Raw genomic sequence first — 24,359 nt, 5'->3', positions numbered from 1 at the left:
AAAAAGTGTCTAACTTTTGGGGGCAACCTATATCTGAACAGCTTTTAAATTTATTTTAAAACCTCAACTTCAATTGCACTATCTTCGAAAATCTTAATAAACGCTTTCGTATAATCTTCCTTTGTTGCAAAATTCGGATTGTCTAAGAATTTCTGCGGATTAATGGCAAACAATGGAAACCAGGTGGAACTGATCTGTATCTGGATTTTATGTCCTTTTTTAAAAGTATGAACAACATCCTGCAGCCTGAAATTCACCGCCGTTTTCTGATTCGGCACCAAAGCTTCTGCCCTTTCTCTCGAATTCCTGAATCGGGCAGGCATAATTTCACTTCTTACCATCTGGTGATAATTTCCATAAATCACCCCTTCTTTTTTCTCAGCAGGTTTAAAGTCTTCAGGATAAACATCGATTAATTTCACTGCAAAATCTGCATCTGTAGAAGTGGAGGCAATATTTAATTTAGCCATCATTTCTCCTGCGAAAGTTAGGTCATCGGTAAGAACATCCGTTGTAAAAGTTAAGACATCGGGTCTCCCTTCTGCGAATCTCTGGTCCTCCGACATATAATTTCTCGGTGTAAATCCATTGAAATCTTTCAGGTTGTCAGAGCTCAATACAGGATTTTCAGGATCACTGTAATATTCGGAAAATCCTTGTCCGGAAGTGTTTTTCAGCGTTTTATTTGATAAATAAAACTTTACTTTCTGTGCTTCTTTCGGAGGGTAGGTTGTAAATTCGCGCCATTGTTTTGATCCTGTATCATACATTAATGCTTCCGGCAAACCGACATCCTGTTTTGTATTGCCTTTTAAATAATGACTGAAAAATTTTGTTTCGATATTTTTCTGATAATAGGTGGCAATGCTGTCTCCGAAATAGATCTCATTGTGAAAATGTTTTCCGTCTTCACGTCCCCAGCCTCCATGAGAGAAAGGTCCCATGACGATGGTATTTTTAGCTTTCGGGCTTGTTTTTTCAATGGTCTTATAAATATTTAGTGGGCCCGACAGGTCTTCTGCATCAAACCAGCCTCCGACCGTCATTACCGCATGATTTACATTTTTAAGATGAGGAAGAAGGTTTCTTTTCTGCCAGAATTCATCATAGTTGGTATGATTCATAATTTCCGTCATGAAGAAATTATCTTTATAATATTTTTCGTAACCGTCTTTTAAGGTTCCCATGTCTCTGTAAAATTTCAGACCGTCTTCAGAGGTTGTTTTGATCATAGAATCCGTGTACCAGGCCTTATTTTCAGGCTTCGTTTTCTGAACTCCGAAAACCGGAAAAGTCCTGAAATATCCCATCATAAATCTCCCGTTATGAAGAAAATCGTCATTCCAGAAATCTGAAATCGGAGCCTGTGGAGAAGAAGCCACCAATGCAGGATGCTGGGCCAGTACGCCTACAGCCGTGTAGAAACCTGGATATGAAGTTCCGTATTGCCCGACTTTACCGTTATTGTCTTTAATATTTTTCACCAGCCAGTCTATGGTGTCGTAGGTATCTGTACTTTCATCCACATCCTTCCTGGTTTTGCGCTCCACTTGTGGTGTCATATTGGTGAAGGTACCTTGACTCATGTATCTTCCGCGAACGTCCTGAAATACAAAAATATATTTGTCTTTCATTAAATACGGGTTCGGGCCAAGTTTGGTTCTGTACTCATTTTCACCGTAAGGCGCAATGCTGTAGCAGGTTCTCTGCATTAAAAAAGGATACTTATTCTTGCCGGAAATGTCCTTCGGAATGTAGGCAATTGTGAAAAGCTTTACACCGTCGCGCATGGTGATATAAAATTCTTTTTTGGTGAAGTTATCCTTTACAAACGAATCTGCAGGTGCCTGCTGGGTCTGTGAACTTCCAAAAATGAAAAAGAAAAGAAATAAAACAGTTACATGAATTCTCATACCTAAAATTTGACGCTAATTTAATGATAAAAATACTTTGGATACTCCCTTTAAAATAAATGACCGGAAAAAATTCCCGGTCATTTTGCTGCTGAACTGATTATTTTATTTTCCCGCCATTTTTTTTCCGGCAAATTTATTGAGCTTCATGGTCAGTGAAAACATGATGTAGCGTTTAAGAATCAAATCTTCACGGTCTTCAAAATAAGCGCTGGAAATGGTTCTTCTTACGCTTTGATTCTGGTTGAGGACATCATACACTTTTACTTTTGCGGTAAGTTGTTTGTCGAAAAATGCATATCCTAAACTCGTGTTCCAGAAATAAAAATCTTTTTTAAAACCCGGGGCAATATTGGAGTTGGTATTATATTCAAAATCATTACCAAATACCAGTCTGCTTTTGAAAAGGTAGTTGGTAAGTTCCAGCTTCAGTGACTGGTTGGAAGTCTGTACCTTATCAACACTGTAGTTGGTATAGTTTGAGAAATTATACCCTAATCGGTAAGAAGGGCGTATGGTCACTTTATCCTTAATCTCATAGGTAAGATTAAACCCGGGATTAATGTTGTAATTGTTGCTTGAGAACTCCTGGCCGTTGACGAAACCTCTGCTGTAGCCAAAGTTCATATTAAATCTCGGATTAATGGTCAGCTTATTATTTTTCCATTTAAATGTTTTGCTAAAGCTTCCTCCGAAATTGAAGTTTTTATTTCCGCTCACATTTTCATAGGTGACAAACTGTTTTCCGGATTCATCGTAATAAGAATAGTTGATGATGTCATTATTAGCATAGGTCAATCCGATATTGAGGTAATAACTTATATTTTTCACCAGATTGGATGTGTTGAAATAAAGGTACGTCCGGTTTGACCAGGTGTTTTTAAGATCCGGATTTCCTCTGTAGACGATCAAAGGATTCGAATAGTCCTCATAGGGGGTCAGCTGTTCTGCGCTCGGAATGGTGTAATCAGCAGAGTTGTAGATACTCAGGCTCTTACTTTGTGAAAACTGGTACTGTACACTTAAGCTGTATTTCGGCAGCGCAAAGTTTTTTTCAAGATTATACTGCTGGCCGTTGAAGATGGATCTTACTTTCATATCAGAAATGTCAAGTCCGACAGATCCCCATGTGCTTAGCTTCTTTTTATTGATTTCAAAGGTTAAATCCGGCGATATCTGGTTGATCCTCTGATTCATACTGTTCGAAAGAAGTATATTGTAATCTGAATATTGACCTGTATTCTCATCAAAATCATTAACATTTCTGATATCTCTGTTGTTCGCCGAACTGTAATTGACATTAAGACTTATGGTTATCGAATCTGATAAAGGTTCCGTATATCCTACACCGAAACGGTAATTATTGCTCTGATTTTTTATTCTTGCCAGCTGATTTCTGGAATCTATACTTACAGAGTCCGGTTTAGGATAAAATATAGTATTTGATCTGTTCAGATTATCATTTTTAGATTCTGAAATGGTTGTGCTCATGTTGGCATAAGCCACTCTACCTTTCTTTTTAAATCTTTTTGACAAATAAATATTGGGACTGAAGCTGTTGCTTTCCGATTTTGAGCTGGTATACGAATCACTTTCATTCAGAAGACTGTTATCACCGAATGTTTTGGATTTCAGGTTGTTAAAATTTAGACCTTCTGTTCTCGAAAATGAAGGCGAGATATAAACACTGGTCAGGGAATCAAGTTTAATTCTTGCTGAAGTGTCGAAGTTGTACTGCTTTGATTCATTTTCACCGTTGCTTTCAGAATCGGTTTTCAGGGTAGAGTCAGGCAGTAAAGTGGTTCTCGAGACTTTGGATCTGGTCTCCAGATTATTATCAGTATGCATCAGACTAAGGCTTTCAAGATCTGCGTTTTTCCCTAACTTGTCGCTGTAATTTAATCCGATCGTGGTAGATCTCTGAATCCCTTTTGCATTTCCGCCCGGCATGTAATAAGTGGTACTTCCCGAGGTCCTCACACTTCCGCCCTGCATCAGCCATGAATTTCTTCCATGCCCCATACTGTCGAAAACCTCGTCATTCGAAAAACCCTGCGAGTTGATGTTATTGGAAGAAGCAAGAAGACTTACTTTCGTATCATTTTTAAAATAACTGATCAGTCCGCTGCCTTCATATCTTTTGTCACTCCCGTATCCAAGAGTAAGCCTGGAGATCAGCCCTTTATTTTTCTTCTCATCGATATTAAAATTTATGGTCGCATTATTGGACTTGGCCTTTTTTCCGTTAAGTTCCTCTTCCTTCGTTTTTGTTGTTGTAAACTGGATGTTCTTAATGATATCGGCAGGGAGATTCTGTAAAGCGATTTTCCCGTCTTTGTCAAAAAAAGGTTTTCCATTGATCATAATCTGATCAACTTCCTTTCCGTTGACCGTTATTTTTCCGTCATTATCGATCTCCACACCCGGGATCTGTTTCAGGAGTTCTTCGATTTTACTGTCCGGACGGACCTTAATGGCAGAGGCGTTAAACTCTATCGTGTCTTTTTTTATTTTTACAGGAGAAGCCGTAATTTTTACTTCATCAATGTCGACCACCGAGTTTTTATCCAGTTCGATATCCCCAAGGGAAACAGATTGACTGATCTTATCAAATTTCTTGGAATAAGAATTTAGTTTTTCAGCATCCACTTTTAAAACGGTGGGTTCATTAATCTCATCTGTTTTTAATGAAAATTTACCGAAATTGTTGGTAGAGGTGTAGTTGATAATCGATGAATCTTTTTCTTTCAGGAGGTAGACCGTAGCATTTTCGACGGGCTTTTGATCAGAGTTGGATACTTTTCCGTCGATGTTTAATTTTTGTGCATGTAAAATAACAACATGAGTTGCTAAAAATAGCAATACGAGTAATTTCTTCATTAATAGTTTTTTTTGAAGGCACAAAGTAAAGAAAAAACATCCCTGGAATGGGATGTTCTTAAGTTAAATAGCGTTAAAATTCTATATTAAGCTCTCAAGTATCTCGAATAAGCATATCCTTCCTGACCTTCGGCATTCTTAACCTTCCACCAGTCATCGGAAGTCTGTTCAATAAGGGTAACGGATGAGCCTTTTGTAGCCTTTCCTACAACAGCAGCTTCTGTTGAAGGCTCCTGTCTGATATTTAAATTAGATTCTTCCGTGGCTACGGTAAGAGAAGCGCCGGCAGAAAGACCAGCAACCTGTACATCGATGTTAATATCCGAAGAAGAATAAGTAGAATCGATAGCTCCCAGAGCATTCCACACTGCATCTTTGGCAGCTGTATTAGTGGCATTTCCGGAAACATACAGAATTCCGTCCTGCTCCTGAACCTGTAAATTTGAAATTCCTGCAGACTGGGCCGCAGAAACTACCCCTGAATATTTATCCTGTAATGTGCTCATTTCTTAGTTTTTAACGGTGTAATTATAATTAACTTTTCCCACTTTCAAAGCGTCTACAGATTCTTTGATTTTTCTGGCCTGTGCTGCTGTAACGTTTCCTGTTAAGGTTAATTCACCATTCACAACCTCTACTTTTACAGTAGGGAAATCTTTCACGGCATCTTTTACTTTCTGCTGAACTTCAGGAGCTACCGCAGATTGTGTTTCAACCGGTGCCGGTGTTGCAGGTGTCGCCTCAACCCTTGTCATATCATGTACACTTTTGATTCCTGGAATTGCTTTCAACTGAGCGATCATATTATCTTTAGATGCCTGATCAGCAAAAGTTCCGCTCAGGTGAGCTTCTCCGTTTTTCACTTCTACACTTGCACCGGGATTAGACGTTACGATAGTAGTAGCCTGACTCTGAAGGTCTGCATCGGAAACTTTTTTCTTACAAGAGACTGCTCCGAAAGAGACTGCTATAGCCAATGCGGCCATTGCGATCGTTTTTTTCATAATTGTATATTTTAATGTTGTTAATACAGGTAAATGTAATAATAAAATTTATACCAAAGGGATGAAAGCCTGAAAAATCTTTTTATTTTTTTTTGCAATATTTTACAGGCCAGAGACTTAGTTTTAAAATATGGATTTTTCATGTGAAATTTATTGCCTTTTAACAAAATAGGGTGCCAATTGTAAAAATATTATATTTGCGGAACTTGAATTATAGATATGAAAGGACAGAATAAACTATTTATAGCAATTATTATTGCACTGATAATAGGAGTGGGAATCGGAGGATTCGTGCATACACAGTATCCCGGGAGTGCTGAACCTTTTTCTAAAAATATAAAACTTTTAGGAACCGTGTTTATCCGCTTGGTACAGATGATCATTGCTCCTCTGGTCTTCACGACCCTGGTGGTCGGAATCGCCAAAATGAGTGATATCAAGATGATCGGAAGAGTCGGAACAAAAGCCATGTTGTGGTTTATTTCTGCTTCTCTGGTATCTCTTTTTATCGGCTTGGTACTGGTCAACTGGATGGAACCGGGACATGTTACAAAACTTCCGATTCAGGATGCTGCATCGGCAGAAGAATTGTTGAAAAGCAGTAAAGGTTTCTCGATGGAAGATTTTGTAAAACACATTATCCCTAAGAGTATTTTTGAAGCTTTTGCCACCAACGAAGTCCTGCAGATCGTGGTATTTTCCATCATGTTTGGGGTAGCTTTAGCGAATATGGGGGAAGAGTACGTGCAACCGGTAATCAAATTATTTGATATTATAGCGCACGGAATCCTGAAAATGGTCGGATACATTATGTGGTTTGCTCCATTGGGAGTACTGGGAGCAATCGCTGCGGTAGTCGCCACGAACGGTTTTGAGATTTTTAAAGTCTATGCAGTGTATCTGAGAGACTTTTTCTTTGCCCTCGGAATCCTATGGCTGGTCCTGTTATTAGTAGGATATTTAATCCTGGGAAACAGGCTTTTCGAATTGTTGAGAAGAATAAAAGCACCGTTACTAATCGCATTTTCTACCACCAGCTCAGAAGCTGTTTTTCCGAAGCTGGTAGAGGAACTGGAAAGATTCGGATGCAACAGCAGAGTGGTTTCTTTCATCCTGCCGTTGGGATATTCTTTTAATTTGGACGGAAGTATGATGTACATGACATTTGCTTCTATTTTTATTGCTCAGATCTACGGTATTGAAATGACATTGGGACAGCAGATTACCATGCTTTTGGTATTGATGTTGACCTCGAAAGGAATTGCCGGGGTCCCGAGAGCTTCTCTGGTCATTATTGTGGCCACCTGTTCCATGTTCGGAATTCCGCCCGAAGGGATTGCTTTGATTCTCCCTATCGATCACTTCTGTGATATGGGAAGAAGTATGACAAACGTTCTTGGAAATGCCCTGGCGACGTCGGCCGTTTCCAAATGGGAAGGTCAGCTGGAACATGGCAATGGGAATGAGGTAGTCTAAATATAATATTATTCAGCTTAGGCTGATAGAATGGTCAATAGTGGGTATGTCTTCATTATTGACCATTTTTGTTTGGAGCCTGATCCCGCTTTCGCTACTCGCTATTTTCAGTTTCGGCGGCGGCAAAGCCGCCGCCGAAACTGAAAATAGCTCAGACATGCCGCTCAATCGGGGCTAGGGTAGTAGTCATTACTTTCACCGATTGCCATCTTTATAATATCATGACTGAAATCTTCTGTCCCTCAATTTTAATGATCCTGAGAATGATCAATAGTGCAGATCATAGGGCTTAGATCAATATTCTTCTGTAAGATCGCAAATACAATTTTTAAAGAAATCTTTACGATATTTGTTTCAGAAACGTGCTCACGCTCTATAATATTCTGTCGTTTGCACAGATGGAAGCTGTGTAGCATAAAATTTACAATTCATGAAATTACAAAATTATAAAAATTCGATTACTGAAAACGGATATACCATCATTAACCGTATTTTTTCTGACGAAGAAATTGAACAGATCAGTAAAGTGATTCAAAATGCGGATACTTCCAACGAGACTTTCCGCAAATCGGAAAACCTATTTGCCATAAGACAGTTTCTGAAGGAAATTCCCGAGGCTGTAAATTTGATTTTTAATGAAAATATTAAAAAGGTTATCAAAGAAATATTCGGAGACCGATATTTTGTGGTGAAGAGCATTTATTTTGATAAGCCTGAAAAATCAAACTGGTATGTTGCCTATCATCAGGATCTCACGGTTTCTGTAGATCAAAAGGTTGAATTGCCGGATTTTGGGCCCTGGACCACGAAGCAGAATCAGTTTGCGGTACAGCCACCCTTACATATTCTTGAAAATATTTTTACAATAAGAATTCATTTAGATGATACCGACGAACACAATGGTGCCTTAAAAGTGGTGCCCAAATCGCATGCAAAAGGAATCTACAGACCCGAGACCATCGATTGGAATACCGAAAAGGAAAAGATCTGTACCGTAGAAAAGGGCGGAATTATGATTATGAAACCTTTGCTTCTTCACGGTTCCAACCGGACGACAACCGGGAGGAAAAGAAGAGTCATCCATATAGAATTTTCTGATATGGAATTGCCGGAAGCACTTAACTGGGCTGAGAAAATGAACTAGCCTGATAAAAAATGATAATTGCTCCGCAATGGTCAGCAGACCTGTATGGAGTCGTCCCGTTAAAAAAGCAAAACCCTTCGGATCCGAAGGGTTTGTTGATATAAAATTTTCAAGATAATTATTTTACAGAAATTTCATCAATAAAAATATAAGCATCGCCACCCGCTCCCTGATGCCATTCCGGAAGCTTTCCGAAATGATAGGCTTTCACTTTGATATAACGTGCCTCGGTAGGCAGAATGTCTGTAGAGAAATCTTTAACCTGAACAGTTTCATCTTTCGGATCTAGTATATTGTCAACCGTTTTAAGAAGAATATAGTCTCGTCCATTCATAGATGCGTAATATTCTACCTTTTTAGGCATTAAAATCCATGCTTTACTGTCCTGAAGGAATGTCGATGACAGGGTACTGATCTGTTGGGGAGATTTCATGTCGATCACCGCTTCAAAAGTCTGTCCCTGATATCCCAGCCATTCTCCTTTTCTCCAGTTGGCATCACCGTTTATACCGTCAATCAAGGATAGTTTTCCGCTTGCCGTATACTGTGGAGTAGGAATAGTATTCACCGTAATAGCCCAGTTGTTGGGCCTCCTGTTGAAGTTGGCGGTAACGATTGAACTTTTCTCACCCTTTCTTTCTGCGTATGCGGAAACCTGGGTGGTCTTTACAATGGTGAACGGTCCTTTATAAGCGGTAAACGTCTTCCGGACATTTGCGTCACCCTCATCCATGGTCATGTAGTAGATTTTGTCGTTCGGATTCAACGCCGTGATTTCTACTTTTGTATTTAAATCAAAGATTCTGGAGGCAGAAATAACAGGCGTAGCTGTTAGCTCATCATATTTGTAATCTTTAGCCGGTTTTACATTCTCAAAGCCCAGCTTTCTAAGCTCATCCCGGCTTGTGTTTTTTGTGATGACTCTTGTCGTTCCGTCTTCCAGATGGATTTTAACCTCATCAAAATAAGGCTTTGTTGTCTGCCATTCGGGTAGCCCCGGCGTTACGGAATAAATTCCCATGCTGCTCAGAATATACCAGGCACTCATCTGTCCGCAATCTTCATTTCCGATCAGCCCGTCCGGTGCATTTTTATAATAATGGTCAAGAATATATCTGATTTTAGCATCTGTTTTTTCAGGTTTATCCACATAATTATACAGGTACGCGATGTGGTGGCTCGGTTCATTTCCCTGGGCATATTGTCCGATCAGTCCGGTAATGTCCACCTGCTCTCTCCCGGTCGTTTTATCCGGAGCGGAGAAAATAGCGTCAATAAACTGTTCGAATTTCTCCTTTCCCCCGTGAGCCGCAATCAGTCCCGGTATATCCTGCTGAACAGAGTAGGAGTAATGCCAGGAATTTCCTTCCGTATAATTGTTATTTACTTCCCTGGGCTCGAATGGCTCATACCAGTTTCCGTTTTTTCTCGGCTGCATAAATCCGTTCCTGGGATTATATAAATTCTTCCAGTTCTGAGAACGTTTCATGAAATATTGGTAATCTTCTTTTTTGCCCAATATTTTAGCCATCTGGGCAATACACCAGTCGTCATAAGCATATTCTACGGTTTTTGATACACTTTCATGCTCATCATCGATGGCAATATAATTATTTTGTTTGTAAGCATTCAGACCGAAAATATCCAGCATGGCAGAATTTTTGGAAGCCTGGAAAGCCTTCTCGTAGTCAAAACCCTGAATTCCCTTAGCCATCGCATCTGCGATTACAGATACGGCATGATAACCGATCATACATTCCGTTTCGTTGGAAGCGAGTTCCCACACAGGCAGTTTCCCACCCTGTTCATATTGTTTAATAAAGGTATTGATAAAATCGGACGTTCTTTTTCTGTCAATTAAGGTCATCAGAGGATGGGCCCCTCTGAAGGTATCCCAAAGTGAGAACACAGAATAATAATCGAAACCTTTTGCCATATAAAACTTATGGTCGCGGCCCCTGTATTTTCCATCGGCATCCATATTAATGTTCGGTTGTGTGAAAACATGATACATCGCAGTATAGAAAATGGTCAGTTTATCTTTATCAGAAGAGGTAACTTCAATTTTTGATAATTCTCTGTCCCAATCTGCAGCAGCCTGTTTTCTGACCAGTTCGAAATCATCGGACTGTCCTTCAGCCAGCATGTTTTTTGTGGCACCTTCATATCCTGTCGGAGAAACGGAAACTTTTACATTTATTTTTTCTCCCTTTCTGACCTGAGATGAAAATGCTAAGGCCAGTCTGGTTCCCGTGAAAAGATTATTTTCATCTTTTCCATTAACCAGTTTTTGTGAAATTTTCAATGGTTTTGAAAATTCAATTCTTGCGTAAATATACTGGTTGGTGGCCCAGGCTTCACTCCTGCGGAATACTTCAATGGTTTTATCATCAATGATTTTAACCTCACCTTCAAGCAGTTTATCCCTGTGATTAAGGTCCAGGATGATATTTGCATTTCCGGATTTGTTAAAAGTATACTCATGATAACCGACTCTTTTAGTTGCTGTTAGCCGGACATCAATATTGTTTTTGTCCAGTTTGACAGAATAAAATCCCGCCGAGGCTTTTTCGTTTTTATGAGAAAATTTTGAAGAATAGTCGCTGTTGTTTAAACCCGGATTTCCCATCGTAGGCATCAGCATGATATCCCCGTAATCGGAAACACCGGTCCCGTTTAAATGCGTATGTGAAAATCCGTAGATCACAGAATCTGAATAATGGTACCCGCTGCAGCCGTCCCAGCTTCCGTCTGTTCTGGTGTCGGGAGAAAGCTGTACCATCCCGAAAGGAACAATGGCGCCCGGGAACGTATGTCCGTGACCGCCGGTGCCGATAAAAGGATTTACATATTGCGAATAATTCTGAGAAAATAAATTATGAGCGATAATTCCTAAAAGAACGACTAATATTTTTTTCATCGTGTAAAAAATTAAAATTCCCCTAAAGTACTATAAAATTTGGATTCACAAAAGAAAATATCTATCATTGCGTTTACTTATTCTAAATAGGTAAAATTTCCGTAAATTTGTAAACAATTTATTTAGTTTATGTTGACGAAAGAAAAGGTACAAAATTTCCTTAAAGAGATAGAAGTTGATGACTTGGTAAGCAATTTCCAGGTAATGGGCAACGACGTATATATTGACATGACGGCACACTCGCCTGCCATGCACGAAAAGAAAAAACTGGAGGCTGCTATGAAACAGGCTTTCGCAAGTGAATTTGGAGAAGAGATTAACTTAAAATTGAAGATTGTTTCTCCTGAGCCCACCGAAATCCAGCAGAGCCAGATCAAAGGAAAACAAATTCCGGGAATTCAGAATATTATTGCCATTGCTTCAGGAAAAGGAGGCGTTGGTAAATCTACCGTTGCGGCCAATATGGCGGTAACTTTGGCAAAAATGGGTTTCAAAGTTGGATTACTGGATGCGGATATCTACGGACCTTCCGTTCCTACCATGTTTGATACGGAAGGGCAGAAACCGATTTCTGTAGAAGTAAACGGTAAAAACCTGATGAAACCTATTGAAAATTATGGCGTTAAAATGCTTTCAATAGGATATTTTTCAGGTTCCAATCAGGCAGTGGTATGGAGAGGCCCGATGGCTTCAAAAGCATTGAACCAGATGATCCGTGATGCAGACTGGGGAGAGCTGGACTTTTTATTAATCGATCTTCCACCGGGAACAGGGGATATTCACTTATCCATTATCCAGGAAGTTCCTGTAACAGGAGCGGTGATCGTAAGTACCCCTCAGCATGTAGCGTTAGCAGACGTAAGAAAAGGAATTGCGATGTTCCAGATGGAAAGCATTAACATTCCTGTACTTGGATTAGTCGAAAATATGGCGTATTTTACACCGGAAGAATTACCGGATAATAAATATTATATTTTCGGAAACCAGGGAGCACAATATCTGGCAGATGATTTAGGGATCCCGGTATTAGGAGAAATTCCTCTGATCCAAAGCATCAGAGAAGCAGGTGATGTCGGAAGACCGGCTGCCTTACAGGAAAATTCTAAAATCGCAGACATCTATACAGAAACTGCCCGTAAAATGGTGGAAAGTCTGGTCGAAAGAAATAAATTCCTTCCTCCGACAGAAGCCGTAAAGATTACAACAATGGCGGGATGCTCGCCGAAAGCAAAATAATTTTCAATTGTGAAAAAACCGAATTGAACTGAAGAAAAAATATGGAAACAAACATAACACACGAAGATACCGTAACAAGAGTAATGGAAGCTCTAGAAAGCATTCGTCCGTTTCTTAATAAAGACGGTGGAGACATTGAGCTTATTGACGTGAAAGACAATTTAGTGTATGTAAAGCTGTTGGGAAACTGTTCCGGTTGTTCATTAAATTATTCAACTCTTAAGTTAGGAGTGGAAAATACGATCAAACAGCACGCTCCCGAAATTGAAAAAGTGGTAAGCGTAGAGTAAAAAATGACAATACAATATTTTTTAAGGCAGGTTTTTAAACCTGCCTTTTTTTGTGGTTTTATTTTAAAACAGGATTTTCAGATTCTGAAGTGGGTTTTTGGCATCTGTCAGTTTGAAAATCTGGAATCTAAAACGACAAAAAAGCCCCGGAATGGGGCTCATTTCAATCAATTAAATAATATATTCTATTTTACAATGACTCTTTTTATGAGTCCTTCAGACGTTTTTACCAGATAAACGCCTGTAGAAAGTTTTGAAGTGTCAATGGTTAAAGCTTTTTTCTCTTTCCCGATCATTTTACCTGACATATCGTACAGTTCATAATCCTGAGCTCTGTTAAAATACAAAGTATTTCCTTTCGGAACCGGATTCGGGAATATATTGAAGGTGGCTTTTTCAGAAGGTGTTTCCCCTGTTGCCAATGCTCCTGAGCCGGCAACTTCGTACATAGATAATGTTCCGCTGATCTCATTGGCTACAATGACATATCCTTTTCCTGTGGTCGTATTTCCCGGAGCGATATAGATGATTCCTTCAGGACCATTATCGCCACCATATACCGAAGTCATACGGGAATGTTTATAATCGGCAAAAGTAGGATTATTGGGATCGGTAATATTGTAAGCCATCACGCCTCCCGTTCTTTCCAATGTGATGAACGCATACGTCTGTCCGCTGATGGTTCCCAAAGCGACACCTTCGGGCTCCGGACCTTTAGCACGGCTTCTGCTTTTTATGGTGTTTGATTCGTTATCCGCATTGAAAATTAAAGGATGATTGGCCGCGATGTATCTTTCAAACTGATCGCCGCTGTCATAAACAATTTGTTTCGTATCTGCATTGAAAATTGAGAAAGAACGTGCTCCCAGGGCTGCGATTTCTTCAAACTGTGGATCTGCGTCCGTATTTCCGGTGGCATTGGTAACCCTGAATCTTCCCAGGTTATAGGAAGCCTTTAAAATCGATGATTGCGGAAAAATGGCCGGATCTAAAGTGTAATCATTCGCCCCGACGGTTGTTCTTTCGCTGAAACCGGAAAGATCTTTTTCGTCCCCTTCGTTTGCGGTTATAATATAGTTCGTATTTCCTACCTTATAATTCTGAACGGCATCAGGAAGGTAATAGGCTTTTACAGGCCAGTTGGCAATCAGCACCTCTCCATTATTATCGGAAGCATCAAAACCATTCCCGGGAAGACTCATGTCTTTTTTACCTAATCCCCAGATTCCGGTAACGGTCTTAGTCTGTAAATTGATTTCTGCCACTGCATTGTTTTCCTGAAGGGTAACCCATGCTTTCTGGCTGTCAGAACTTATCGTTACATATTCTGGTTCCAGATCCTGTGAAAGCGTATTGTTGGTTCTCACTTTTCTCAGCCCTGTTGCGGATAAAGCAGCAATCTGGGAATCGAAGGCATTGAAATTTAGAGTCGTAACATTGGTCTGACTGAGATTTCCGATTCCTCCGGAAATATCAATTATGCTGACGGTTCCTTCGGGATCTACGGTATAGGCATCATTAGGCTCCCCTTCGTTGGCGGTGATTACTTTTGTACCGTCCGGAGAGAAGGCCACCATATCCGGTAAGGCACCCACGGTTACCTGCTTCAGGAAATTTCCATTGATATCGAAGAAAACCACAGAACCGTTTAGCTGTGGATTGGCATTCGGGGATGCAGCCGCGATGATTCCGTTTTTAACGGCAATACTTGTGATTCCGCCGTAAGGAGCCATATTAACGGTGTTGATAACCGTAGGTGTATTGGGATTGCTGAAATTGATAATATCAAAGACATCCGTTATTGAACTGATCGTAAACAGTCTCTGGGTGGAAGGATCATGAACAACAATTTCAGTCGAGCTGCTGTTGTTTCCCGAAGGATCAAAGCTGCCGATATAATTTAACTGAATCTGGTTTGACGGAACCGGAGCCGGTTTGTCATTATCCACAATATAGACTGTCGCGTTATTATCGCCCGAAATACTTGCTCCGACAGGATTTTCCAGACTCACCACAAAATATTCTGCCTGCTGCTCTTCCAGTGCATCATCGATAATAGGAATATTTACAGTATAGCTTGTTATAGAGGGAGTGATATTGATTGTTTGATTTGTTAAAGTAAAATCATTACCATCTGCTGTGCTGAAAGGAGCTGGTTTTACAACCAGGTTTACCGTGGAAGTGGAAGGATTGGCAATATTAATTTTAAATGCCAGATTTCCCGCATTTTCATTAACCTTAATAAAGTTTTTGTCTAAAGAAACCGACGTTCCGGCAGTGGTAAATACCGCAGAGGTCACGGATACGACTGCATTATCACTGGTATCTTCCACCATATTTGGTTTTAAAGCCAGATAATAGGTCTGGCTGGGAACCAGGCCGGAGGTTGGAATAACAGTGATTTTGTTATTGCTGAAAGTGGTTGTAAAGGGAATTTGAGCACCTGAAGCATTTCCAAGGCGGAAATCTACAAGCATTTGTGCATTAGAATTGTTAATCGGAGAATTGTCTGTTAATCTTACGTCCTCATTAAAAGTAATCGTAGGATGTACAGTTGTTGAGGCATTATTGGTGTTGTTTACCGGTAAATAGGTAACAGTAGGAGGATTGGTATCTGTACCGTTTACGGCGGTTGCATCCACCGTAAAATTATCAAAACGGTTATTTCCGACACTACCACCTGTACCTGCTGAAAATTCAACTTTTAATTTGAAATTCGGATTGTTTGCGACACCTGAAACGGCAGAAAAATCAAAAGTAATCAGTTGCGGGTTCGCATCCTGTGGAGAAACCGTCTGGTATGTCTGAAAAGTTGTTCCGTCTGTCGAATAAGACCAGGTCTGTGTTCCGGCACCGGAACCGGATCTTCGGGTTGTAAACTTTACAATTACATTGCTGTATCCCGTAGTCGGTAAGTTAAACTGTAAATTACCATTGATCGGAAAATTATATCTCAAATGGGTTCCGGAAGCATCTCCGTTTCTCGCATTTAAATTATCAACATTGAAGTTTTGTCCGGTACCGCCTGCGAAATCCACTTCGGTAGTTCCGTTTGTAACAGCAGCCAGGGTTCCTCCTACCAGTGTTGAGGTAGGTGCGGTAATGGCAGCAGCAGAAGTATTATTGTTAAAATTCCAGTAGTGGATAAGGGCCGATTGCCCGAAAAGTGCCCCCTGCAGAAAAAATGCGGCAATTACAGACCCTTTTAACAAGTAGTTATCAGTCATTTTTGAATTATATTAATTGATGCAAAAATGATCTTTATACTTTGTAAGTATTTTAAGGTAATTTTAATAAATGTTTAATAAATAGGTAATACAATTGGGAAACCCAAAACAGATAATCTCCCGGCAGTTGACTGGCAGAAACTTTAAAATAATTATTTATTTACTTTTTCGTGAGAGATTCATATCCTGTAATGCAGGTTTTTTCCCTTCCAGCGGATGTTTCTGCATGTAGAAAAATCCTGAAACGGCCGTCAGAACCAGCAGGATAAAAGCAACCAGAAAAATTCTTTTTAACATTTCTTTCATAGGGCTAGGTTTTTGATGTCCTTAATTTCTAAAACTGAGGTAGGGTATCCTTTCTGAACCGCATTGATCATTGCTTTCCCGACTTCATGTAAAGTTAATGATTTTGAAGGTAATATAACAGGGAAAATCCAAATAAAGGGTTTAAAAAACCATTTTATATTTTTCTGACCGTCAACAGGTTTCATAAATCCCGGACGAAAGTTGTATTCGCCTCTGAAGCCTAACTTTTTGAGAGCATTTTCCGTTCTTCCTTTTACCCTTGCCCACATCTGTTTTCCGCTTTCTGTTTTATCGGTATACAGCCCTGAAACATAGTTGAAAACCATATCCGGATTCTGATGTAATGCTGCTTTTGCAAAGTGCAGTGTAGTATCGTAAGTAACTTTGGTGTAGTCTTCTTCATTCATCCCTACACTGCTGATGCCGGCACAAAAGAAAACAGCATCATAGCCTTTTAGATTTTCATCATTCGGATCAATGTCCAGGAATTCCGGAACGATATATTCTTTCAGTTTAGCGTGTTTTTTTCCGGAAGGTTTTCTGCTGACACTTAGAATTTCTGAAACGTTAGGGTTTTCAAGACATTCCATTAGAACGCCTTCGCCAACCATACCCGTTGCTCCTGTTATGATTATTTTAATTGAGTTCATTTTCTTGTTGTTATTATTGTTGACGACGTTCCGTTCCTGCTTTTACTTTAAAATAAATGCGAAAATTATAATGTTTTATTCTTTACGAAAGACTGCTGATACAGGAATCATGTAAAAATAATGGTAAAAAAGGCAGAAAAAAACCGATCTGAATGACCGGTTCAATATGAGGAATTTTAAAATTATTTTTTATCGTGTAGCTGACTGTAAATATTATGAATCAACCCATCGGCAACAGAAATTTTCGGAACAAAAATTTTATTGATTTCCGACCACGACATTACATTGTTGAAAATCTTAATGGCATGAACCAGCACGTCGGCTCTGTCTTCTCTCATATTATATTTCGTCATTCTTTCTTCAACCGTCATATCATCAAATTCTTTGTGCACTTTTTTCAGATGAGCAAGAGACATCGGTTTTCCGTCTTTGGTTTTGCTCATGGAGAAAACTTTATTGATATTTCCTCCGGATCCTATCGCTACAACCGGTTTTTTACTGTTGATATTCTTTCTGATCTCCTCTTTCATCTCGTGCCAGTTATTAGGAGTCACCAAATTATTCAGCAGCCGGATGGTCCCGATATTGAAAGATTTTTCGTAGATCATTTTACCGTTTTCGTAGAATGTCAGCTCTGTGGAACCCCCGCCGACATCAATATATAAATAGGCAAATTCATTATCCAGACCTTCTGCGATGTGGTTTTCAAAAACCAGGGTTGCCTCTTCGTCACCGGAAATAATCTCAATATCGATTCCTGAAGTTTCCTTTACCTGCCGGATGATATCCTGACCGTTGGCAGCATCTCTCATGGCACTGGTGGCACAGGCCCTGTAATGTTCAACATGATAAATTTTCATCAGATCGCTGAAAATTTTCATTGAATCTATGACCATTCTTTCTCTTTCTTCCCCGATTTTCCCCAGCGTAAAAACGTCCATTCCCAATCGTAAAGGGATCCTGAGCAGATTAAGTTTGATAAATTCAGGTTTTTTATTGTTGATTTTTACTTCATTGATCAAAAGTCTGGCGGCATTACTTCCTATATCTATGGCTGCAATCTTCATTTCTTATTCGTTTTGGCTTTTAAATATCTGTATGTTTCTACCTGAGAACGGCATTCCTCTTTATCATTGCTGATATATTCGTTGCTCAGTTTTTTGTCTAAAATCCGGGCTTTTACATTATCACTCAACTGGATGTCGAGAATATCCTTTACTTCTTTCTTGAGATTTTTATCGCTTATTTTAGCAGCAGCCTCGATTCTGTAATCCAAATTCCTGGTCATCCAGTCTGCTGATGAAATATAGATATCTTCAGATCCTTTGTTATAAAAGTACATCACCCTGGCATGCTCCAGATATTCATCAACAATACTGATGGCTTTTATTTTTTCTTTAAAGTCTTTCTGATTAATTGCACAGTAGATCCCTCTTACAATCATTTTGATGACCACTCCCTCTTCGGCGGCTGAATACAGTTTTTCAATTAATCCCCTGTCGCTCACAGAATTCGCTTTGATAATCATTTCTGCTCTTCTTCCGGCTTTTGCCTCCTCGATTTCTTTATCAATATGATGAACGATCTTTTCACGCATAAACTGGGGGCAAACTAATAAATTCTTGCATGTTTTTAAAACCGGTAAATAATCTTCCTTCGGTTTTTTTAACACATTGAAAACTTTATTAATATCTGCCATTATATTCCGGTCCGCAGTCATTAATAAATGATCACCATAAATTCTGGCCGTTTTCTCATTGAAGTTTCCCGTACTTACAAATCCATACTGAATGGTTTTATTGTGCGCCCGTTTTTTGATCACACAGAGCTTGGCGTGTACTTTTTTATCCGGAATTCCAACCAAAACAGTAATTCCTTCCGGTTCCAGCATTTCTTTCCACTCAAGATTGGATTCTTCATCGAATCTTGCCTGAAGCTCAAGCATGACCGTTACTTCCTTACCGTTTCTCGCGGCATAAATCAATGCATTGATGATTTTCGAGCTGCTGGCCAGCCGGTATGCCGTGATCTGGATAGATTTCACGTCAGGGTCCATTGCTGCTTCACGTAAAAGATCGATCACAGGATTATATTTATGATAAGGGAAAGTAAGCAGGACATCATGTTTCAGAATGACATCTGTAACTCTTTCGCCATGTTCAAAAGCCTGGTGGGTAAAGGAGGTTCTTTCTACCGGTCTTTCATATTTTTCAAAAACATCCGGAAAGTCCATAAAGTGTTTAAAATTATGAATTTTTCCGCCAGGGATAATACTGTCTTTTTTGGTTAGGTTCAGTTTTCGGATCAGCAGTTCAAGCAAAGCTTTATCCATATCTTTATCAAAAACGAAACGCGTGGGTTTCCCTTTTCTTCTGTTTTTGAGACCCTTTTCTATTTTTTCAGCAAAATTGGTTCGGATATCATTATCCAGGTCCATTTCTGCATCTTTTGTTACTTTGAAAGCATGGGCGGCAAATTCATCATACCCGAAATAAGAAAAAATATGGGGAAGATTGAAGGTAATCACGTCTTCCAGCAGCATTACATCTTTTTCGTCAGGAGTCTCTGCAGGCAGAAGGACAAACCGGCCTACAAATCGTGAAGGAATTTCTATAATAGCATAGTTGCTTGAATATTGCCAGTCTTTTTTTCGCATAGCTACCCCCAGATAAAGGCTTTTATCTCTCATATAAGGCATTGGGGTATTTTCGTGAAGTAAAATAGGAATCACATTGGATTCTACCACTTCATCAAAATAATTTCTGACAAATTCTTTCTGCTTTGCAGTCAGGTTTTTCGATGTCCTAATAAATACTTTGTGGTCAGCCATTTCTTCCTGAATTGTTTTCCAGGTCTTATCAAAATTCTGCTGATGCCTTATCACGATCTCATTGATCTTCTGAAGAATCTTTGACGGTGGCTGGTAAAAAGACTCCGCTATCACTTTCTCCTTGAAATCCATGGCACGCTTTAATCCGGCAACCCGCACTCTGAAAAATTCATCTAAATTGTTGGAGAAAATTCCTAAAAAACGAATTCTCAGATGTAAAGGTACTTTTTCGTCCATCGCTTCCTGCAGAACCCTCTCATTGAAAGCAAGCCATGTGATATCTCTCGGATTAAAGTGTAATGACATTCTCTAGTTATATTTATCAAAAATAATGATTTGCAGGATTCTATTTTCTATTTTTTAAGTTAAACTTTGATTAATTTTTTACATTTTGTCTGCCTGGCATGTGCCTAAAGTACCGTATATAGCAATGTTTATCATAATGAAATGAAGGAATGTGTCAATTTGTCATGAATTTTTCTCTGGTACAGATATTGAGAAATTGAGAGTGTAAATTAAACTTTAAAATAGAAAAAATAAAAAATATTATGAGTAAAATAATTGGAATTGACTTAGGAACAACGAATTCATGCGTTGCAGTGATGGAGGGGAAAGACCCTGTAGTAATCCCTAACGCGGAAGGAAAAAGAACAACACCTTCTATCGTAGCATTTACAGAAGATGGAGAAAGAAAAGTGGGAGATCCTGCGAAAAGACAGGCTGTAACCAATCCGAAGAAAACAGTATACTCTATTAAAAGATTTATCGGTACGCACTTCAAAGAAGATGCAAAAGAAATCTCAAGAGTACCTTATGAAGTGGTTTCAGGACCAAACGATACCGTAAAAGTAAAAATTGACGACAGAGAATATACCCCACAGGAAATTTCTGCCATGACGCTTCAGAAAATGAAGAAAACGGCTGAAGATTATCTTGGTCAGGAAGTAACAAGAGCAGTAATCACTGTTCCTGCTTACTTTAACGATGCACAGAGACAGGCTACTAAAGAAGCAGGAGAAATCGCGGGTCTTAAAGTAGAAAGAATTATCAACGAACCTACCGCTGCTGCATTGGCATATGGATTAGATAAAAATCACAAAGACCAGAAAATTGCTGTTTATGACCTTGGTGGTGGTACTTTTGATATCTCTATCCTTGATTTGGGAGACGGTGTATTTGAAGTATTATCTACAAACGGAGATACCCATTTAGGAGGGGACGACTTTGATGATGTGATCATCAACTGGATGGCTGATGAGTTCAAAGCTGAAGAAGGAGTAGAGCTTAAATCTGATGCCATTGCATTACAAAGATTGAAAGAAGCTGCTGAAAAAGCAAAAATTGAATTGTCTTCTTCTCCACAAACGGAAATCAACCTTCCTTATATTACCGCTACGGCTACAGGTCCTAAACACTTAGTGAAAACTTTAACCAAAGCGAAATTCGAACAATTAGCTGCTGATCTTGTGAAAAGATCTATGGATCCGGTAGCGAAAGCATTAAAAGATGCAGGTTTATCAACTTCTGATATCGATGAAGTAATCTTGGTAGGAGGTTCTACAAGAATCCCGATCATTCAGGAAGAAGTAGAAAAATTCTTCGGTAAAAAACCGTCTAAAGGAGTTAACCCGGATGAGGTTGTAGCCATTGGTGCAGCGATCCAGGGTGGTGTATTGACAGGAGATGTAAAAGACGTTCTTTTATTAGATGTTACGCCACTTTCTTTAGGTATCGAAACCATGGGTTCTGTATTCACTAAATTAATTGAAGCGAACACGACAATCCCAACCAAGAAATCTGAAGTATTCTCTACAGCTTCTGATAACCAGCCGGCTGTGAGCATCAGAGTAGGACAGGGAGAAAGACCGATGTTCAACGATAACAAAGAGATTGGTAGATTTGATCTTACCGATATTCCACCGGCACCAAGAGGAGTTCCTCAGATCGAAGTTACTTTCGATATTGATGCTAACGGTATCTTAAGCGTATCCGCTAAAGATAAGGGAACAGGTAAGGAGCAGACTATTAAAATCCAGGCTTCTTCAGGTCTTTCTGACGAAGAAATTGAAAGAATGAAAAAAGAAGCTCAGGAAAATTCTGCAGCAGATGCTAAGAGAAAAGAAGAAGTTGAAGTATTCAACAAAGCAGACGGGTTGATCTTCCAGACTGAAAAACAATTGAAAGAGTTCGGAGATAAATTGTCTGCCGATAAAAAAGCAGCAATCGAAGCGGCTCACGCAGAATTAAAAACAGCTTTCGAAGCTAAAAACGGAGATGAGGTAAAAGCTAAAACAGAGGCTTTGGATGCAGCCTGGATGGCGGCTTCAGAAGAACTGTATGCAGCAGGACAAGGCACTCCGGGTGCCGATGCAGGAGCTCAGAATGCAGGAAACGCAGGAGGAGCAGAAGATGTGCAGGATGCAGACTTTGAAGAAGTCAAGTAAGTAGCAATTATCATCGATTAATATCGATTGAAATAAATTAGCAAATCGCTGTAAATGTAATGTTTACAGCGATTTTTTTTGTTTTTGCATTTTTTTTTAATAGTTGATTTTAATCGATTTTTGTTGTAATTTTGTATCTCATTTGTACCGCGTCTTAATAACGGAGTTTCTGCGTCTTATTATGTCTTATTCGGTCTAGTTTGATTTTTATTCTTTAAAATAGTTGTTTTATGGGCTTTAGTAATCTTAGAATACCAAAACTTTGCGAATTTTGTGAAAAACCATTTGAAGCGAAAAAAGTTACTGCTAGGTTTTGTAGTAAATATTGCTCAGAAAAGTCAGGAAAAAGACAGAAACAATTGGCTAAAGAAATGGAAGCGAGGCAAACGCTTTTAGAAAAGTCCGTTTCTAAAATTGCAGAGATACAAACTCGACCGTATATTTCCGTGAGTGAAGCAGTAACACTTTTTGGAATATCAAGAGATACTATTCACAGATTAATTAAAAGTAAAAAAATACCTGCCATCAATTTGGGAGAGCGACTTACTCGTGTAAGCAAAATCGATATAGAACAAATGTTTACGGCAGTTGAAATGCCAGATCAATCCAAGGAAATTCCTGAAAAACCCAATTTTGAAGTTGGTAATTGTTATACAATTTCCGAAATTAGTTCAAAATTCTACGCTGATCCAGGAACTGTAACAAACCTGATTAAAAGAAACAAAATTCCGACAAAGAAAGTTGGAAGTTTTGTGTATGTTCCTAAAAATTTAATTGATAAAATTTTTGACGGAAAATGAAAGAGCTATTAAAAACCAAAGTTACCGTGCGATTGCGAAAATCCGAATTCCGAAAAGAATGGTTTATTTATTTGGAAAGTTATCCTGTGATGATTCCTGGTAGAGATAAAGTTCAAAGAATCCGGGAATATTTGAACCGAAGCGTCACAACCGTAGATTTTGATAAGAAAAGACCTGCAAGAACAACCCAAGAATCCGTTTCATATAAACCTAAAAGAGATGACAATGGTATTATCGTTTGCAAAAGCGAAAATGATCGGGAAACAATGTTCTATGCTGATTCTATGCGTAAATTACGTCAGAGAGAATATGATAATATAGAGCTTTACAGCGAACTCGACAAAATTCAAGTAGAACAAAAAGAAAAATCGCAGGAGAATTTTGTGGGATATTTTGATCGGTTAGTTCATAAAAGACATAAAAACAATTCCGAATCTATTCAAATAAATTGGTATCGTTCGATAGAATTTCTAAAAGATTTTGGAGGCGAAAAAATTATGTTTTCGCAGATCAACACAAAATTCTGTGAACACTTTAAATCATATTTGTTGACTGCGAAAAGTGGTAGCAATAAAGAAGAAACTATTTCTCAAAATACGGCTTCAACTTATTTTTCTGTTTTCAAAGCTGCATTAAAACAAGCTTTTATTGATGGATATTTTACGACTGACATTTCTGCCAAAATAAAAGCGATTCCGCACGAGGAATCAAGACGAGAATATTTAACACTTGATGAACTTAATACTTTAGTTGAAACGCCTTGCGAACTTGAAGTTCTTAAACGAGCAGCACTTTTTTCAGCCTTAACAGGTCTGCGACATTCCGATATTCAGAAACTAACGTGGAACGAGATAAGTATTGAAAACGATCAGGCAAAAATAAATTTTACTCAAAAAAAGACAAAAGGTGTAGAATATATGCCGATGTCTAAACAAGCATTACAGCTTTGTGGTGAAGTAGGTCTTCCAAATGATTTGATTTTTAAAAATCTAACTAATCCGGCTTGGATTTCCCGACCACTTAAGAAGTGGATTGAAAGTGCTGGAATTACTAAAAAAATAACTTTCCATAATTTTAGACACACTTTTGCAACACTTCAACTTTCGAGTGGAACTGATATTTACACAGTGAGTAAAATGCTAGGTCATACGAACGTAAAAACTACGCAGGTTTATGCAAAGGTTGTTGATGAAAAGAAAAATAAAGCTTCTACAGCTATTCATTTAAAAAACTTATAAA

17 protein-coding genes are annotated in these 24,359 nt (G+C 38.9%); 7 read left to right on the top strand and 10 right to left on the bottom strand.

Going from position 1 to position 24,359, the window contains the following annotated elements:
* Nucleotides 1-50: 50 nt before the first annotated feature.
* The 4 genes from ODZ84_RS08810 to ODZ84_RS08795 all read right to left on the bottom strand — a co-directional run bounded on the left by ODZ84_RS08810 (nucleotide 51) and on the right by ODZ84_RS08795 (nucleotide 5,797).
* Nucleotides 51-1,913 (bottom strand): CocE/NonD family hydrolase, encoded by a 1,863-nt coding sequence (locus tag ODZ84_RS08810; protein WP_266176619.1) that lies wholly within the window; start codon nucleotides 1,911-1,913, stop codon nucleotides 51-53.
* A gap of 105 nt (nucleotides 1,914-2,018) precedes the next feature.
* On the bottom strand, nucleotides 2,019-4,793 hold the full coding sequence (locus ODZ84_RS08805) for an outer membrane beta-barrel protein (protein ID WP_266176618.1): 2,775 nt from the start codon (nucleotides 4,791-4,793) through the stop codon (nucleotides 2,019-2,021).
* An 86-nt stretch (nucleotides 4,794-4,879) separates the two neighbouring features.
* The gene (locus ODZ84_RS08800; protein ID WP_266176617.1) at nucleotides 4,880-5,299 is read right to left on the bottom strand and encodes an SH3 domain-containing protein; all 420 of its coding nucleotides are present in this window, start codon (nucleotides 5,297-5,299) and stop codon (nucleotides 4,880-4,882) included.
* Nucleotides 5,300-5,302: 3 nt separating this feature from the next.
* Nucleotides 5,303-5,797 (bottom strand): BON domain-containing protein, encoded by a 495-nt coding sequence (locus ODZ84_RS08795; protein WP_266176616.1) that lies wholly within the window; start codon nucleotides 5,795-5,797, stop codon nucleotides 5,303-5,305.
* 219 nt (nucleotides 5,798-6,016) lie between these two features.
* Here ODZ84_RS08795 and ODZ84_RS08790 point away from each other — a divergent pair, with 219 nt between their 5' ends.
* Together ODZ84_RS08790 and ODZ84_RS08785 are read left to right on the top strand one after the other, a co-directional pair.
* Nucleotides 6,017-7,273 carry a dicarboxylate/amino acid:cation symporter gene (locus ODZ84_RS08790; protein WP_266176615.1) on the top strand — a complete coding sequence of 419 codons (1,257 nt, stop codon included), beginning with the start codon at nucleotides 6,017-6,019 and terminating at the stop codon, nucleotides 7,271-7,273.
* 430 nt (nucleotides 7,274-7,703) lie between these two features.
* Nucleotides 7,704-8,417 carry a phytanoyl-CoA dioxygenase family protein gene (locus ODZ84_RS08785; RefSeq protein WP_266176614.1) on the top strand — a complete coding sequence of 238 codons (714 nt, stop codon included), beginning with the start codon at nucleotides 7,704-7,706 and terminating at the stop codon, nucleotides 8,415-8,417.
* 118 nt (nucleotides 8,418-8,535) lie between these two features.
* Here the strand turns inward: ODZ84_RS08785 and ODZ84_RS08780 are convergent, their stop codons facing one another.
* Nucleotides 8,536-11,337: a GH92 family glycosyl hydrolase gene (locus ODZ84_RS08780; protein WP_266176613.1), complete on the bottom strand. Its 2,802-nt coding sequence runs from the start codon at nucleotides 11,335-11,337 to the stop codon at nucleotides 8,536-8,538.
* A 129-nt stretch (nucleotides 11,338-11,466) separates the two neighbouring features.
* Between ODZ84_RS08780 and ODZ84_RS08775 the strand changes: the two genes are divergently transcribed.
* Nucleotides 11,467-12,573, top strand: a complete 1,107-nt coding sequence (locus tag ODZ84_RS08775; RefSeq protein WP_266176612.1) for an Mrp/NBP35 family ATP-binding protein — start codon at nucleotides 11,467-11,469, stop codon at nucleotides 12,571-12,573.
* 41 nt (nucleotides 12,574-12,614) lie between these two features.
* Entirely contained in the window at nucleotides 12,615-12,863 is a 249-nt protein-coding gene (locus tag ODZ84_RS08770) for a NifU family protein (RefSeq protein ID WP_266176611.1), read from the top strand.
* Between the two features lie 185 nt (nucleotides 12,864-13,048).
* Here the strand turns inward: ODZ84_RS08770 and ODZ84_RS08765 are convergent, their stop codons facing one another.
* The 5 genes from ODZ84_RS08765 to ppk1 form a co-directional block, all read right to left on the bottom strand.
* Nucleotides 13,049-16,090 (bottom strand): choice-of-anchor I family protein, encoded by a 3,042-nt coding sequence (locus ODZ84_RS08765; RefSeq protein ID WP_266176610.1) that lies wholly within the window; start codon nucleotides 16,088-16,090, stop codon nucleotides 13,049-13,051.
* Nucleotides 16,091-16,246: 156 nt separating this feature from the next.
* Nucleotides 16,247-16,396 carry a hypothetical protein gene (locus ODZ84_RS08760; RefSeq protein WP_266176609.1) on the bottom strand — a complete coding sequence of 50 codons (150 nt, stop codon included), beginning with the start codon at nucleotides 16,394-16,396 and terminating at the stop codon, nucleotides 16,247-16,249.
* Entirely contained in the window at nucleotides 16,393-17,046 is a 654-nt protein-coding gene (locus tag ODZ84_RS08755) for an NAD-dependent epimerase/dehydratase family protein (RefSeq protein WP_266176608.1), read from the bottom strand. Before ODZ84_RS08755 ends, ODZ84_RS08760 begins: the two co-directional genes overlap by 4 nt.
* A 182-nt stretch (nucleotides 17,047-17,228) precedes the next feature.
* Nucleotides 17,229-18,113 carry a Ppx/GppA phosphatase family protein gene (locus tag ODZ84_RS08750; protein ID WP_266176606.1) on the bottom strand — a complete coding sequence of 295 codons (885 nt, stop codon included), beginning with the start codon at nucleotides 18,111-18,113 and terminating at the stop codon, nucleotides 17,229-17,231.
* Nucleotides 18,110-20,182: a polyphosphate kinase 1 gene (ppk1, locus tag ODZ84_RS08745; RefSeq protein ID WP_266176605.1), complete on the bottom strand. Its 2,073-nt coding sequence runs from the start codon at nucleotides 20,180-20,182 to the stop codon at nucleotides 18,110-18,112. Before ppk1 ends, ODZ84_RS08750 begins: the two co-directional genes overlap by 4 nt.
* 242 nt (nucleotides 20,183-20,424) lie before the next feature.
* Here ppk1 and dnaK point away from each other — a divergent pair, with 242 nt between their 5' ends.
* The 3 genes from dnaK (at nucleotide 20,425) to ODZ84_RS08730 (ending at nucleotide 24,358) form a co-directional block, all read left to right on the top strand.
* Entirely contained in the window at nucleotides 20,425-22,320 is a 1,896-nt protein-coding gene (gene dnaK, locus ODZ84_RS08740; RefSeq protein WP_266176604.1) for a molecular chaperone DnaK, read from the top strand.
* A gap of 230 nt (nucleotides 22,321-22,550) precedes the next feature.
* Nucleotides 22,551-23,120 carry a helix-turn-helix transcriptional regulator gene (locus tag ODZ84_RS08735; protein ID WP_266176603.1) on the top strand — a complete coding sequence of 190 codons (570 nt, stop codon included), beginning with the start codon at nucleotides 22,551-22,553 and terminating at the stop codon, nucleotides 23,118-23,120.
* Nucleotides 23,117-24,358 (top strand): site-specific integrase, encoded by a 1,242-nt coding sequence (locus ODZ84_RS08730; RefSeq protein ID WP_266176602.1) that lies wholly within the window; start codon nucleotides 23,117-23,119, stop codon nucleotides 24,356-24,358. Before ODZ84_RS08735 ends, ODZ84_RS08730 begins: the two co-directional genes overlap by 4 nt.
* The last annotated feature ends 1 nt before the right edge of the window (nucleotide 24,359 follow it).

The organism is Chryseobacterium fluminis, assembly GCF_026314945.1.
Lineage (GTDB): Bacteria > Bacteroidota > Bacteroidia > Flavobacteriales > Weeksellaceae > Chryseobacterium > Chryseobacterium fluminis.
This window is presented reverse-complemented; position numbering and strand designations above follow the sequence as displayed.

Bases quoted from the DNA above. Each gene is read 5' to 3' on its own strand.
- ppk1 (WP_266176605.1), bottom strand. From the start codon at position 20,182: ATGTCATTACACTTTAATCCGAGAGATATCACATGGCTTGCTTTCAAT.
- ODZ84_RS08780 (WP_266176613.1), bottom strand. From the start codon at position 11,337: ATGAAAAAAATATTAGTCGTTCTTTTAGGAATTATCGCTCATAATTTA.
- ODZ84_RS08800 (WP_266176617.1), bottom strand. From the start codon at position 5,299: ATGAGCACATTACAGGATAAATATTCAGGGGTAGTTTCTGCGGCCCAG.
- ODZ84_RS08765 (WP_266176610.1), bottom strand. From the start codon at position 16,090: ATGACTGATAACTACTTGTTAAAAGGGTCTGTAATTGCCGCATTTTTT.
- ODZ84_RS08790 (WP_266176615.1), top strand. From the start codon at position 6,017: ATGAAAGGACAGAATAAACTATTTATAGCAATTATTATTGCACTGATA.
- ODZ84_RS08755 (WP_266176608.1), bottom strand. From the start codon at position 17,046: ATGAACTCAATTAAAATAATCATAACAGGAGCAACGGGTATGGTTGGC.
- ODZ84_RS08770 (WP_266176611.1), top strand. From the start codon at position 12,615: ATGGAAACAAACATAACACACGAAGATACCGTAACAAGAGTAATGGAA.
- ODZ84_RS08730 (WP_266176602.1), top strand. From the start codon at position 23,117: ATGAAAGAGCTATTAAAAACCAAAGTTACCGTGCGATTGCGAAAATCC.
- ODZ84_RS08785 (WP_266176614.1), top strand. From the start codon at position 7,704: ATGAAATTACAAAATTATAAAAATTCGATTACTGAAAACGGATATACC.
- ODZ84_RS08750 (WP_266176606.1), bottom strand. From the start codon at position 18,113: ATGAAGATTGCAGCCATAGATATAGGAAGTAATGCCGCCAGACTTTTG.
- dnaK (WP_266176604.1), top strand. From the start codon at position 20,425: ATGAGTAAAATAATTGGAATTGACTTAGGAACAACGAATTCATGCGTT.
- ODZ84_RS08795 (WP_266176616.1), bottom strand. From the start codon at position 5,797: ATGAAAAAAACGATCGCAATGGCCGCATTGGCTATAGCAGTCTCTTTC.
- ODZ84_RS08810 (WP_266176619.1), bottom strand. From the start codon at position 1,913: ATGAGAATTCATGTAACTGTTTTATTTCTTTTCTTTTTCATTTTTGGA.
- ODZ84_RS08760 (WP_266176609.1), bottom strand. From the start codon at position 16,396: ATGAAAGAAATGTTAAAAAGAATTTTTCTGGTTGCTTTTATCCTGCTG.
- ODZ84_RS08775 (WP_266176612.1), top strand. From the start codon at position 11,467: ATGTTGACGAAAGAAAAGGTACAAAATTTCCTTAAAGAGATAGAAGTT.
- ODZ84_RS08735 (WP_266176603.1), top strand. From the start codon at position 22,551: ATGGGCTTTAGTAATCTTAGAATACCAAAACTTTGCGAATTTTGTGAA.
- ODZ84_RS08805 (WP_266176618.1), bottom strand. From the start codon at position 4,793: ATGAAGAAATTACTCGTATTGCTATTTTTAGCAACTCATGTTGTTATT.